The sequence below is a fragment of the Rhizobium sp. 21-4511-3d genome (assembly GCF_053522545.1).
This window is the reverse complement of the sequence record NZ_JBNWCF010000001.1, coordinates 410077-422054: the sequence shown is the minus strand read 5'-3', so window position 1 is coordinate 422054 and position 11978 is coordinate 410077. Positions and strand designations below refer to the sequence as shown.

At 60.8% G+C, this 11978-nt stretch carries 14 protein-coding genes; 1 reads left to right on the top strand and 13 read right to left on the bottom strand.

The window, feature by feature from the left end; all coding sequences use genetic code 11:
- Positions 1–96 precede the first annotated feature (96 nt).
- The 11 genes from recO to rpoZ form a co-directional block, all read right to left on the bottom strand.
- On the bottom strand, positions 97–891 hold the full coding sequence (gene recO / locus ACQZ5H_RS02245; protein ID WP_112719575.1) for a DNA repair protein RecO: 795 nt from the start codon (positions 889–891) through the stop codon (positions 97–99).
- 67 nt (positions 892–958) lie between these two features.
- On the bottom strand, positions 959–1318 hold the full coding sequence (locus ACQZ5H_RS02240; protein ID WP_449096619.1) for a response regulator: 360 nt from the start codon (positions 1316–1318) through the stop codon (positions 959–961).
- Positions 1319–1545: 227 nt separating this feature from the next.
- Entirely contained in the window at positions 1546–2298 is a 753-nt protein-coding gene (locus tag ACQZ5H_RS02235; RefSeq protein ID WP_112719577.1) for a Crp/Fnr family transcriptional regulator, read from the bottom strand.
- 346 nt (positions 2299–2644) lie between these two features.
- Positions 2645–3586: a GTPase Era gene (era, locus tag ACQZ5H_RS02230; protein ID WP_112719578.1), complete on the bottom strand. Its 942-nt coding sequence runs from the start codon at positions 3584–3586 to the stop codon at positions 2645–2647.
- A 7-nt stretch (positions 3587–3593) separates the two neighbouring features.
- Entirely contained in the window at positions 3594–4313 is a 720-nt protein-coding gene (gene rnc, locus ACQZ5H_RS02225) for a ribonuclease III (RefSeq protein WP_203429198.1), read from the bottom strand.
- Positions 4310–5053 (bottom strand): signal peptidase I, encoded by a 744-nt coding sequence (gene lepB / locus ACQZ5H_RS02220; protein ID WP_112719580.1) that lies wholly within the window; start codon positions 5051–5053, stop codon positions 4310–4312. Before lepB ends, rnc begins: the two co-directional genes overlap by 4 nt.
- A gap of 115 nt (positions 5054–5168) precedes the next feature.
- Positions 5169–5573, bottom strand: coding sequence for a holo-ACP synthase (gene acpS / locus ACQZ5H_RS02215; protein ID WP_112719581.1), 405 nt, complete (start codon positions 5571–5573; stop codon positions 5169–5171).
- A gap of 25 nt (positions 5574–5598) precedes the next feature.
- Positions 5599–6189: a DUF2062 domain-containing protein gene (locus tag ACQZ5H_RS02210; RefSeq protein WP_112719582.1), complete on the bottom strand. Its 591-nt coding sequence runs from the start codon at positions 6187–6189 to the stop codon at positions 5599–5601.
- Between the two features lie 160 nt (positions 6190–6349).
- On the bottom strand, positions 6350–6499 hold the full coding sequence (locus tag ACQZ5H_RS02205; RefSeq protein ID WP_112719583.1) for a DUF3563 family protein: 150 nt from the start codon (positions 6497–6499) through the stop codon (positions 6350–6352).
- Between the two features lie 165 nt (positions 6500–6664).
- The gene (locus tag ACQZ5H_RS02200; protein ID WP_112719584.1) at positions 6665–8899 is read right to left on the bottom strand and encodes a RelA/SpoT family protein; all 2235 of its coding nucleotides are present in this window, start codon (positions 8897–8899) and stop codon (positions 6665–6667) included.
- A gap of 126 nt (positions 8900–9025) precedes the next feature.
- Positions 9026–9430: a DNA-directed RNA polymerase subunit omega gene (rpoZ, locus tag ACQZ5H_RS02195; RefSeq protein ID WP_112719585.1), complete on the bottom strand. Its 405-nt coding sequence runs from the start codon at positions 9428–9430 to the stop codon at positions 9026–9028.
- Between the two features lie 293 nt (positions 9431–9723).
- On the opposite strand from rpoZ, the gene ACQZ5H_RS02190 reads away from it, so the two are divergent.
- Positions 9724–10308, top strand: coding sequence for a LabA-like NYN domain-containing protein (locus ACQZ5H_RS02190; protein ID WP_112719586.1), 585 nt, complete (start codon positions 9724–9726; stop codon positions 10306–10308).
- A 132-nt stretch (positions 10309–10440) separates the two neighbouring features.
- Here the strand turns inward: ACQZ5H_RS02190 and smpB are convergent, their stop codons facing one another.
- Together smpB and dapA are read right to left on the bottom strand one after the other, a co-directional pair.
- On the bottom strand, positions 10441–10920 hold the full coding sequence (smpB, locus tag ACQZ5H_RS02185) for an SsrA-binding protein SmpB (protein WP_112719587.1): 480 nt from the start codon (positions 10918–10920) through the stop codon (positions 10441–10443).
- Positions 10921–11030: 110 nt separating this feature from the next.
- Positions 11031–11915, bottom strand: a complete 885-nt coding sequence (gene dapA, locus ACQZ5H_RS02180) for a 4-hydroxy-tetrahydrodipicolinate synthase (RefSeq protein ID WP_449096618.1) — start codon at positions 11913–11915, stop codon at positions 11031–11033.
- Positions 11916–11978 lie beyond the last annotated feature (63 nt).

The window sequence follows — 11978 nt, the reverse complement described above, 5'->3', positions numbered from 1 at the left end:
TCGATCATCTGCCGTTGTAGGCAGAGATAGGCAGCGCCGAGCGCGGGGTAAACCGCCAGGGCTGCAGGATATCTTTCACGGGTGAAAAACGGCCGTTCAGGCCGGGAGCTTGCCGCCTGCCGCGAGTGGATGCGCCGCGCCGGGTGGCAGCGCCCTGAGGGAAGGGTCGAGCGCCTTCAGGGCCGCCTGGATAAAGCCATCGCGGGCCGAGACGGCATCGATGCCGCGCGGCTCATAGACATGGCGGTGCAGGAAGAAGCTGGTGAGGCGGAAACCGGCGAGCAGGCTGTCGTAATCGGCGGCGTGATTGCCCTCCTCCGACAGGAAGGTCGGCAGGACCAGCATCTTGTCGGCATAGGGCTTACCCGCCGCGCGGCAGACGGCACGGCCGGATTTCGGCGAGACATAGGCGAGATCGTTGCGCACCCCCGTGGCGGCGCATTCGGTGAGGTCGATGCCGTAGCCGAGGTCGTTCAGCACCGCGAGTTCGAAGCGGACGAAGAGCTCGCCGGCATCGGTCGGATTGTGGAGATTGTCGAGGATGACTTCGAGCGCATCGTAGAGATGCGGATGCGGGTCGCGCTCCGGCAGCAGCCGCAGCAGCGCGCCCATCGCCTGCACGCCGTAGACGGCGGTGGCGCTCTCCATCAATCTCGCCGCGCGCAGCTGCAGCGGCTCGATGCGGAATTCGCCGAGATGCTCGTCGAGGCGCGCGCGCCAGATGACGTCGACCTCGTTGCCGGGCTGCAGCACCGGCTGCATGCTGCGCGAACGGCCGGAGCGCACGAGGCCGAGATGGCGGCCGCGGTCGCGCGTCATCACTTCGGCGATGACGCTTGTCTCGCCGTGGCGCTTCACGCCCAGAACGATTGCATTGCCTTGCCACTGCATCGGCAAAATCCCAAAAACTTCAGGAATCGATCCTAGAGCAACCGCCCGCAAAAGTCATTGAATGGCGTTATTCGCCCGGGAAGAGCTTCGCGAGGAAATCGCGCATGGCGCCTTCGTCGAAGGGTTTCACGAGAAGCGGCACCTGCTGCAGGTCGGCGGGAAAATCCGTGGTGTCGGAATAGCCGCTGACGAAACCGAAGGGGATCGAGCGCTCCTTGAGATGACGGGCAAAGCCGAAGCTCATCGACTCGCCGAGATTGACGTCGAGCAGCGCGAAATCATAGGTCTCGGCGCTGACGGCCTCCATCGCCTGATCCAGGCCGTTGGCAATGTCGATCGTCTCAAGGCCGACGGCACGCAGGATATCTTCCGCTTCCATCGCAATGATGAGACTGTCTTCCAGAACCAGAACACGGGTTGCGTTCATGATTTATGCCCCTCGCTGTGCGCCGCTGACGGCGCGCACCGTCTTCTCAAACCGCATTTCTACCTCTGATGCCCCTCTTGGCCGCCGCGATTGCAAAATCTCGCGGTCCACACCCTAACTTCCCCACTTGCTCGATAGAAAGCAAACCGGGAGGAAAAGTGGCATGTCCGCACCTTATTTTCCATATCACCGATTTGCATTTAAAAAAGACATAGTTGTTGAAACGCTCATATAAAAGGGCGCCGGCCCTCCGCAAGCCCTTCCCAGCCGGCGATCTCCAAGAGGCCCTCGCCGTTCAGCACCTCGCAGCCGCGCTCCTGCCAGCGGATCAGTCCGCGCTCGGCCAGTTTCTTCAGCGTCTTGTTGGTGTGGACGATCGACAGGCCGAGCGTATCGGCAATGTGCTGCTGGGTGATCGGGATGAATTTTCTGCCGTTGAACAGGTTGAGCCGCTTGCCACGCTCGTAAAGGAAAGCGACGAGATAGGCGGCGCGCTCCAGCGCGGTGCGGCGGCCGATACTCAGCAGATGCTCGTCGAGGATTCGCTCCTCCTGCGCGGCGATCCAGGTGATATCGAAGGCGAGCGACGCATGCTTGTTGTAGAGGGTCATCAGCTTGTCGCGCTCGAAGACGCAGAGCGAGACGGGTGACAGCGCCTCGACCGAATGCTGCATCTCGTCCATGATCGTGCCCTGCAGGCCGATCAGGTCTCCGGGCATCACGTAGTTCAGGATCTGGCGGCGGCCGTCTTCCAGTGTCTTGTAGCGAAAGCCCCAGCCGGAGAGCACGGTGAAGAGATGGGCGCTGTTGGCGCCCTCGACGAGGATCGTCGCCCCCGCATCGGCGGCAAGCTCGCCCTTCTTGAAACGGCTGACGAAATCCAGTTCGTCACCGCTGAATTCCCTGAAATGCGGCAATGGCCGCAAGGGACATTGCTCGCATGGTGTCTTGAACGAATGCGCTGGTTTTGCCGTTGCCATCCCTGCCCGAGCCCGCAAAAATCGGCGCCGCCGGTCCGCAGCGCCGTTCGATGCTGGAAATGCGACGGCAGGGATTTTGTTCCGCGAACGGCCGGGATTTTTTATTGAAAAACAATGGCGTGAGGGGTGGGTGAGAGAATTTTTGCCACCGAGGCGCCCGGAGCCCCCTCATCCCCGGCGCAACAAGTTGCGCCTGAAACCTATCGGGCCACCTTCTCCCCGCTGGGGAGAAGGGATAGGAGACGTTGCGGCCACTCCCCTTCTCCCCTCGGGGAGAAGGTGCCCGAAGGGCGGATGAGGGGGCCGCCAGCGCCCCGACTAAATGTCCTGCACCGCCCCACCCCCGTCAGTGCGGGAAATCCAGGCCCATCTCGCGGAAGCGTTCCGGGTCGTCGCCCCAATTCTCGCGTACCTTGACGAACAGGAAGAGATGGACGTTCTGCTCGAGGATTTCGGAGAGCTCGCGGCGCGATGCAGACGAGATCGCCTTGATGGTTTCGCCGCCCTTGCCAAGCGCGATCTTCTTCTGGCTGTCGCGCTCGACATAGATGACCTGCTCGATGCGTACCGAGCCATCCTTGCGCTCTTCCCACTTTTCGGTCTCGACGTGAGACGAATAGGGAAGTTCCTGGTGCAGGCGCAGGAAGAGCTTTTCGCGGGTGATTTCGGCGGCGAGCTGGCGCATCGGCAGATCGGAGATCTGGTCTTCCGGATAATACCAGGGGCCTTCAGGAAGCGTCTTGGCGAGATAGTCCATGACATCGTCGCAGCCCGAGCCGTTTTCGGCCGAGATCATGAAGGTCTGGTCGAACTGGACGGTCTGGTTGGCGGTGGCGGCCAGCGCCAGCAGCAGTTCGCGGTTGACGCGGTCGATCTTGTTCAGAACCAGGATCTTGCGCTGCGGCACATCCTTCAGGCCTTCGAGAATGGCTTCGGCATCGCCACGCAGACCGCGCTCGCTGTCGATCAGCAGCATGATGACATCCGCATCCTTGGCGCCGCCCCAGGCTGACGTCACCATGGCGCGGTCGAGCCGGCGGCGCGGCTTGAAGATGCCGGGCGTATCCATGAAAACGATCTGGGCGTTGTTGTGGATCGCGATGCCGCGCACGATGGCGCGCGTCGTCTGAACCTTGTGGCTGACGATCGACACCTTGGCGCCGACCAGCCGGTTGACCAGCGTCGACTTGCCGGCATTGGTCGGCCCGATCAGGGCGACGAAGCCGGAATGCGTTGGGCCATGCGTTTCTTGGGCGCCATCATGCGCCATGTCGTTTTCTTCGGTCATCGTTCCGTCAATTCCCGGCAGAGGACTTCTGCCAAATAGCTTCGCGTTCGAGCATTCTTGTCGCTGCGGCCTGTTCGGCTGCGCGCTTGGAGCGGTCGATACCCGTTTCCGGGGAGACACCGGCCACTTCCACCGTCACCGTGAAGCGTGGATCATGATCCGGCCCGGTGCGTTCTTCAACACGATATAGGGGCGTCACGCCAAATTTCGCGTGGGCCCATTCCTGCAATTCGGTCTTCGCGTCACGGCGGGCGCCATCGGCACGCACTGCCCGCTTCTCCCAGAACTTCAGGATGAAGCGGCGGGCGGTCTCCAGACCACCGTCGAGATAGAGCGCGGCGATCAGGCTTTCGACCACATCGGCACGCACGTTCATCATCCGCTTGCCGGTGAGTTTCTTCACGTCGGCGCCAGTGCGGATGAAAAGATGCAGATCGAGTTCGTCGGCGACAGCCGCGCAAGTGTCGGCGCTGACCAGCTGGTTCAGCCGGACAGAGAGCTCTCCTTCCGCGGCAGTGCCGAATGTCTTGAAAAGCAGCTCGGCGATGCAGAGGCCAAGCACTCTGTCGCCGAGGAATTCGAGACGCTCGTAATTGCCGCCCTTCTGCGTTCGGGCGCTGGCATGCGTCAAGGCGCGGTCCAGGCGCTCCTTCTCGGCGAACTCGTGACCGATCAAGGCTTCAAGCTTGGTCCGGTCTGCCGCCGAGAGCGTCTGAGCCTTGCTCATTCAACGACCTTGAAGAGACGGTCCCAACGCATGTTGGACGGCCATTTCCAGATTTCGCGGAACGAGGTGTCATTGCCGAGCGAGAAGAAGATGACGCTGGCGCGGCCAACGAGGTTCTCGGCCGGCACGAAGCCGACGTCGAAGCGGCTGTCCAGCGAGTTGTCGCGGTTGTCGCCCATCATGAAGTAATGGCCTTCGGGAACGACGAATTCCTGGGTGTTGTCACCACGGGACACCGGCGACTGGTCGAGCGTGTCGTAGGTCTTGCCGTCATCCAGCGTTTCGCGGAAAACCGGAACGTCCTGGCCCGGATCCTGCGCATAGTCGGAATTGAAGGTGCCGTCTGCGACCTTCGGAACCGGCTTGCCGTTGATCAGGAGAACGCCGTTCGTCACCTGGATCTTGTCGCCCGGGAGACCGACGACGCGCTTGATGTAATCGATCTCGGGGTTCGGCGGGAAGCGGAAGACGACGATATCGCCGCGCGCCGGCTCGCTGCCGAAAATACGGCCGCTGAACAGGTTCGGCGAGAAGGGCAGCGAGTATTTCGAATAGCCGTAAGCGAACTTGTTGACGAAGATGTAGTCACCGACCAGGAGCGTCGGCATCATCGAGCCGGACGGGATGGTGAAAGGCTGGAAGAAGACGGTGCGGATCACCATCGCCAGCAGCAATGCCTGGATGATGACCTTGATGTTTTCCCACAGAGCGTTCGGCTTGGTATCGGCTTTTTCGGACACGCAGTCTTATTCCTTAAAGGCGCCGAAGCGGCGCAATTCTATAGTTGCTTCTCTCTAGCGGCTTCGGCCGGTGGCGGCAATGGCGCGAACATTAAAAGCGACGACAGGCCGCGGCTCAGCCGGCTTCAGGCAGCGCCTCGATGATCACGAATGCCTGAGCAAGCGGATAATCATCGGTTATTGTCAAATGAATGACCGGACGGTGCCCGGCCGGCATCATCGCTTCCAGGATGACGGCAGCCCCACCCGTCAGCTTCATCGTCGGCTTGCCGCTCGGCAGGTTGACGACGCCCATGTCCTTCCAGAAGACGCCCTGAGCGATGCCGGTGCCGAGCGCCTTGGAGCAGGCTTCCTTGGCGGCAAAGCGCTTGGCGTAGGATTCGGCGCGGTTCGCCCGGCGGTCGGAGCGGGCGCGCTCGACATCGGTGAAGCAGCGGTTTGTGAAACGCTCGCCGAAACGCTCGATCGACTTTTCGACGCGGCGGATGTCGATGAGGTCGCTGCCAATACCGATGATCATGAAAGGTCCTTCTGCGGGCGGAACGTCAGACGGTGGGCACGTCATGCACCTGATGGCTGAGACGCAGCTTGGCGCGCTCCATCAGGCGGGCACGGCGGCGGGACTGGAAGCCCCTGACGGTGTAGAACGTCAGCGCGTAAAGCACAACCGAGGTGACGGCACCGGGCGGGATGGCGCCGATGAGCATCGGCTCCAGCACGGGGCGCCAGAGCTCGGTGAAATTCAGCTGGTGGAACATCTCGTGGAGATCGATCGACTGGCCGCCCAGCGTATCCTTGCGGGCGAGCACGAGATGGCCGATTTCCCAGGTGATGCCCCAGATGAAGGGATAGGTCAGCGGATTGCCGAAGGCGGCGCATCCGAGTGCGGCGGCCACCATGTTTCCCGAGAGGAAATAGGTGATCACGAAGGCCATGATGAAATGCACGCCGATGAACGGCGTCCAGGACACGAACACACCAGCGGCCACGCCCGCCGCAACAGCATGCGGCGAGGCCGTCAATCTCATGACGCGCATTCTCAGATAGCGCGCGGGACGCAGAAAGCCTTTGCGGGGCCACAAGGCCTCCCGCATTCTCTCGCGAAATCCTGCAGGTTTTCTACGGCGGAACAACATGGCGGCTATTTAGTGCAGCGCACCTCACCATGACAAGAGCGGCGAAAAATCACGGGGTCCGCCTGCCGCTCTTTGCTGTCGTCACACTTTTCAGTGTCTACTCACAGGGCGCACATAATGCATGGCGCCCCATCACATCTTCGCAAGTATTAATACGGTATTAACGGGTACGGAACAGACCGCGGTCAACCTGACGCTGACGATACTCAAGATCGATACGGTCGTACGAGCCGTTCAGGTAGGCCATTTCACGTTCCTGAGCATTCGGAGCGCGAAGAGCGCGGGCGATTTTCTTGATAGGACCAAACATAGCGTTGCCTCTTTCTTTCGTTCATTCTCTGATGACACGGAAGATAAGTGCTGCAGCGCACAATTACCAACGCTCTAATACAGGTGCAGCCATGCGCATTACGCATGCCTCGCCTTTTCGTCGTGCAAATTCGGTCACAAAACGATCATAAAATGTGCAGACGCCTCAGTCGTAGAGGCGCCGCACCGTCGCAATGCAGTCCAGCTCCTTGAGCTGGGCGAGCATCTGGTTCAGCTGGCGGAGGTCCCAGACCTCGATATCCAGCGTCATTTCGGTGAAATCGGCGGCAACACGTACCGTGTTCAGGACACGGATATTGACGTCGAGACCGCCGACCGTCTGCGCCACTTTTGCAAGGGTGCCTGGCTCGTTCAGCGCATTCACCATGATGCGGGCCATGAAACGCGACTTGTTGGCTTCGTCGAGATCCCAGCGCACGTCGATCCAGCGGTCCGGCTGGTCGTCGAAATGCTGGAGCGCGGACGACTGGATCGGGTAGATGGTGATCCCCTTCCCCTTCTCCATGATGCCGACGATGCGATCGCCGGGAACGGCGCCTGTGGGTGCGAACTGCACGGCGATGTTGCTGGAGATGCCGCGGATCGGCACGGCATCGACGCCTGCCTCGCCTGCAAGCAACCCGGCTTCGGCGCCTTCCTTGGTCTTGCCCGGCACCTTGAAGATCATGCCGGAAGCGCTGCGGACGTTGAACCAGCCTTCATCGCCGCTCGGCTTGACGGTGACGCGCTCGTCCTGGTGATCCGGATAGACAGCGCGCAGCACGTCGAGCGAGGACATCTCGCCACGGCCGACGGCGGCGATGGCGTCCTCGACATCCTTCTGGCCGAGGCGGTGAAGCGCGGGCTTCATGGCATCGCGCGAGAAGATCTTGCCGGCGCGGTCGAAGGTGCGCTCGAGGATGCGGTGGCCGAGGCCGGCATATTGCTTGCGGATCGCCATGCGGGTGGCGCGGCGGATGGCGGCGCGCGCCTTGCCGGTGACGACGATCTCTTCCCAGGCGGCCGGCGGCACCTGCACGCCGGAGCGGATGATCTCGACTTCGTCGCCATTTGCCAGGCGCGTCACCAGCGGCATGATGCGACCGTTGATCTTGGCGCCGACCGTGGTGTCGCCGATATTGGTGTGGACGGCATAGGCGAAGTCGATCGGCGTCGCGCCACGCGGCAGCGCGATCAGCTTGCCTTTCGGGGTGAAGCAGAAGACCTGGTCCTGGAAGAGTTCGAGCTTGGTGTGTTCGAGGAATTCTTCCGGGCTGTCGCCCTCGGCCAGCGCCTCGATCGTATGGCGCAGCCAGGAATAGGCATTGGATTCGCGCGAGAGGATATCGCCCTCGGGGCTGGTCGCACCGTCCTTGTAGAGCGTGTGCGCGGCGATGCCGTATTCGGCGATCTCATGCATGCGCTTGGTGCGGATCTGCAGCTCGATACGCTGCGAGGACGGACCGACGATCGTGGTGTGCAGCGAGCGGTAGTCGTTCTGCTTCGGCGTCGAGATATAGTCCTTGAAGCGGCCGGGCACGACGCGCCAGCGGGTGTGGACGATGCCGAGCGCCCGGTAACAGGCGGGGATCTCATCGACGAGGATGCGAAAGCCGTAAACGTCCGAGAGCTGCTCGAAGGAGAGCGACTTCGACTGCATCTTGCGGAAGACCGAATAGGGCTTCTTCTGGCGGCCCTTGACGTAGACGCTCTCCATGCCATTCGCCACGAGCAGATCGCGCAGTTCGGTCTCGATCTTCTTGACGAGGCCTTCATTGCGCTGGGAGAGCTCCTCCAGTCGCTTGGTGACGGTCTCGTAGGCTTCCGGATTGATATGGCGGAAGGAGAGCTCCTCGAGCTCGTCGCGCATGTCCTGCATACCCATGCGGCCGGCGAGCGGCGCGTAGATATCCATCGTCTCTTCCGAGATACGGGCGCGCTTGTCGGCAGCCATATGGTCCAGCGTGCGCATGTTGTGCAGGCGGTCGGCGAGCTTGACGAGCAGCACGCGCACGTCGTCGGAAATGGCGAGCAGCAGCTTGCGCAGGTTTTCGGCCTGCTTTGCCTTCTTGGTGACGAGGTCGAGCTTCTTGATCTTGGTGAGGCCCTCGACGAGACGGCCGATATCCTCGCCGAACAGTTCGTCGATCTCGGCGCGGGTCGCCGTCGTGTCCTCGATCGTGTCGTGCAGCAGGGCGACTGCGATCGTCGACTCGTCGAGATGCATGTCGGTCAGAATGGCGGCGACTTCGAGAGGATGGGAGATGTAGGGATCGCCGCTGGCCCGCTTCTGCTGGCCGTGCTTCTGCATGGCGTAGACATAAGCTTTGTTCAGCAGAGCTTCATTGGCATCGGGCTTGTATTTCTGCACCCGCTCCACGAGCTCATACTGACGCATCATGCCGCAACAACTCCGATAAAAATAAAAGCGCGCCAATCAACGATTGGCGCACAGATTGGCAATAATATGCCCTAGCAATAAAGGCGCAAGATTGACGATTGGTAATCGTCAATAAAGCCGCGAGACTTAGTAGTCGTCGCTCTTTTCCGGCGGCACGAGGCCTTCGATACCGGCAAGAAGTTCTTCTTCCGACATCTGGTCGAAAGTGATGGTTTCCGGCAGGTCGTCCTGCTCTTCGCCATCGGCAGCGGCAACACCGCCGGCAGCAATCAGGCTTGCCGGATCGGGCTCGGGCTCGTCGACTTCGACGTGCTTCTGCAGCGAATGGATCAGGTCTTCCTTCAGGTCGTCGGGAGACAGGGTCTCGTCGGCGATTTCGCGAAGGGCTACAACCGGGTTCTTGTCGTTGTCGCGATCGATGGTGATCGAGGCACCCTGGGAAATCAGCCGGGCGCGGTGGCTGGCAAGCAGAACCAGCTCGAAGCGGTTCTCAACTTTGTCGATGCAATCTTCTACTGTGACACGGGCCATTGCCTGTCCTTTGCGGTCGTGATCTCGGGATTGACACGCCCGATACAATTAAAACCCGGCGAATTCAAGTTTTTCGTGCGTTGACCCGTAGTTTCCGAGCTATCCTGTTAAAATCACACAGGGAATATGACATTTCCACCAATAGTTGCTTGGAATATGCCGAATCGTGCCCTAAATCTCCTGTATATGAATAATTCATAAATTACGGATTATTCCTCTCGGCAGGCAAGTCATTGTTTTTATGTGATTTTGGCGAGAGCCCATTTGGATTACTCTAATTGGATTGGCAAGCGATGTTCGACCCACGGGAAAAAATTGCACTCTTCATTGATGGCGCCAACCTCTATGCGGCATCCAAGAGCCTCGGCTTCGATATTGACTACCGGAAGCTGCTGAAAGCCTTCCAGAAGCGCGGCTATCTGCTGCGTGCTTACTATTATACGGCGTTGATCGAAGACCAGGAATATTCCTCGATCCGCCCGCTGATCGACTGGCTTGACTATAACGGCTACAAGGTCGTGACCAAGCCTGCGAAGGAATTCACCGACTCCATGGGCCGCCGCAAGATCAAGGGCAACATGGATATCGAACTGGCCATCGACGCGATGGAACAGTCCGAAACCGTCGATCACCTGGTCATCTTCTCCGGCGACGGCGACTTCACGACGCTGGTGGAAGCGCTGCAGCGCAGGGGCCGCAAGGTTTCGATCATCTCGACGATGGCCACACAACCGCCGATGATCGCCGACGATCTGCGCCGCCAGGCCGACCATTTCATCGACCTTCTGTCGCTCAAGGCCGAAATCGGCCGCGATCCGTCCGAACGTCCGCAGAAGCCGGTCGCCGAGACCACGGCTGCCGCCGACAGCGACGACTGACCAAGACGGCCGGTTGCAACCGGCCGCATCATTCCCTGGAAATTTGTGAGTTTCGCAGCCGGTCACGATCGGCTGCACCAAGCGGTTGCGCCTCGCAGGCGCTGAAGAACTGGCGCGAAGGCGGCTGAAGGATCAGCCGTTGTCCTTCATCAACCGGCTCTTCTGCCGGTTCCAATCGCGTTCCTTCTCCGTCTCGCGCTTGTCGTGCAGCTTCTTGCCCTTGGCGAGCGCCAGCTCCATCTTGGCGCGGCCGCGATCGTTGAAATAGATCTTCAGCGGCACGAGCGTCATGCCTTCGCGGTTGATACCGGAGCGCAGGCGATTGATCTCACGGGCCGAAAGTAGCAGCTTGCGGCGACGGCGCGGCTCGTGATTGAAGCGATTGGCCTGCAGATATTCCGGAAGATAGGAATTGATCAGCCAGATTTCGCCATCTTCATCCGACGCATAGGATTCGGCGATATTGGCCTTGCCCTCGCGCAGCGACTTGACCTCGGTGCCCTTCAGCACGAGGCCCGCCTCGTAGGTATCGATGATCTCGTAATTGAAGCGCGCCTTGCGGTTTTCGGCGACGATCTTCTTGACGACACGCTGGCTGCCTTTGGGGGCCATGACGAAATTCCAATTCTTGGGGCGCGCAACGGCGCGCCCTCATTTGCTGCCCATTATGTAGGGGAACTGCAAGTGCTTGTGAAGACAGGCGCCCTGCCCTCACCGGCAGCTTAGTTCAGGAGGCCGGCGTGGCGGAGCGCCGCGTCCATGGCCGCTTCGGTGCCGGCTTCCAGCGAGGAGACCAGCGGCGAGCGGACATTGCGGCTCATACGGCCGAGCTTGTTGAGGCCGTACTTGGCGCCGCAGACGCCCGGCTCCATGAAGACGGCCTTGTGCAGCGGCATCAGGCGATCCTGATATTCCAGCGCCTTGACGTAATCACCGGCGAGCGTTGCCGCCTGGAACTCCGCACAGAGGCGCGGCGCGACATTGGCAACAACAGAGATACAGCCGACGCCGCCATGGGCATTGAAGCCCAGAGCCGTTGCGTCTTCGCCCGAAAGCTGACGGAAATCCTTGCCGCAGGCGATGCGCTGGTCGGAGACGCGCTCGATCTTGCCCGTCGCATCCTTGACGCCGACGATGTTGGAATGCGCCTTGGCAAGCACACCCATCGTTTCCGGCGACATGTCGATCACCGAACGGCCCGGGATGTTGTAGATGTAGATCGGCAGCTTGACGGCTTCGGCGATCGCCGAGAAATGCGCGATCAGGCCCTTCTGGGTCGGCTTGTTGTAATAGGGCGTGACGACGAGGATCGCATCCGCACCTGCCTTTTCGGCATGCTGGGCAAGCTCGATCGCTTCGCGGGTGTTGTTCGAACCGGCACCGGCCATGACCGGCACGCGCTTGGCAGCCGCTTCGATGCAGAGTTCCACGACCCGTTTGTGCTCGGCATGCGACAGCGTCGGCGATTCGCCGGTCGTCCCGACAGGAACGAGGCCGCTGCTTCCTTCTTTGATCTGCCAGTCGACATGAGCAGCGAAAGCCGCCTCATCGACATTGCCAGAATCCGTGAAGGGGGTGACGAGGGCGGGAATGGATCCCTTGAACATGCAGAACTCCCTAAGGCCGAAATCCACGCTTCGGCCGCATTCTTTGGATAAGAGTTGCGCACC

Bases quoted from the DNA above. Each gene is read 5' to 3' on its own strand.
- recO (WP_112719575.1), bottom strand. From the start codon at position 891: ATGCAGTGGCAAGGCAATGCAATCGTTCTGGGCGTGAAGCGCCACGGC.
- ACQZ5H_RS02240 (WP_449096619.1), bottom strand. From the start codon at position 1,318: ATGAACGCAACCCGTGTTCTGGTTCTGGAAGACAGTCTCATCATTGCG.
- ACQZ5H_RS02235 (WP_112719577.1), bottom strand. From the start codon at position 2,298: ATGGCAACGGCAAAACCAGCGCATTCGTTCAAGACACCATGCGAGCAA.
- era (WP_112719578.1), bottom strand. From the start codon at position 3,586: ATGACCGAAGAAAACGACATGGCGCATGATGGCGCCCAAGAAACGCAT.
- rnc (WP_203429198.1), bottom strand. From the start codon at position 4,313: ATGAGCAAGGCTCAGACGCTCTCGGCGGCAGACCGGACCAAGCTTGAA.
- acpS (WP_112719581.1), bottom strand. From the start codon at position 5,573: ATGATCATCGGTATTGGCAGCGACCTCATCGACATCCGCCGCGTCGAA.
- ACQZ5H_RS02210 (WP_112719582.1), bottom strand. From the start codon at position 6,189: ATGTTGTTCCGCCGTAGAAAACCTGCAGGATTTCGCGAGAGAATGCGG.
- ACQZ5H_RS02205 (WP_112719583.1), bottom strand. From the start codon at position 6,499: ATGTTTGGTCCTATCAAGAAAATCGCCCGCGCTCTTCGCGCTCCGAAT.
- ACQZ5H_RS02200 (WP_112719584.1), bottom strand. From the start codon at position 8,899: ATGATGCGTCAGTATGAGCTCGTGGAGCGGGTGCAGAAATACAAGCCC.
- rpoZ (WP_112719585.1), bottom strand. From the start codon at position 9,430: ATGGCCCGTGTCACAGTAGAAGATTGCATCGACAAAGTTGAGAACCGC.
- ACQZ5H_RS02190 (WP_112719586.1), top strand. From the start codon at position 9,724: ATGTTCGACCCACGGGAAAAAATTGCACTCTTCATTGATGGCGCCAAC.
- smpB (WP_112719587.1), bottom strand. From the start codon at position 10,920: ATGGCCCCCAAAGGCAGCCAGCGTGTCGTCAAGAAGATCGTCGCCGAA.
- dapA (WP_449096618.1), bottom strand. From the start codon at position 11,915: ATGTTCAAGGGATCCATTCCCGCCCTCGTCACCCCCTTCACGGATTCT.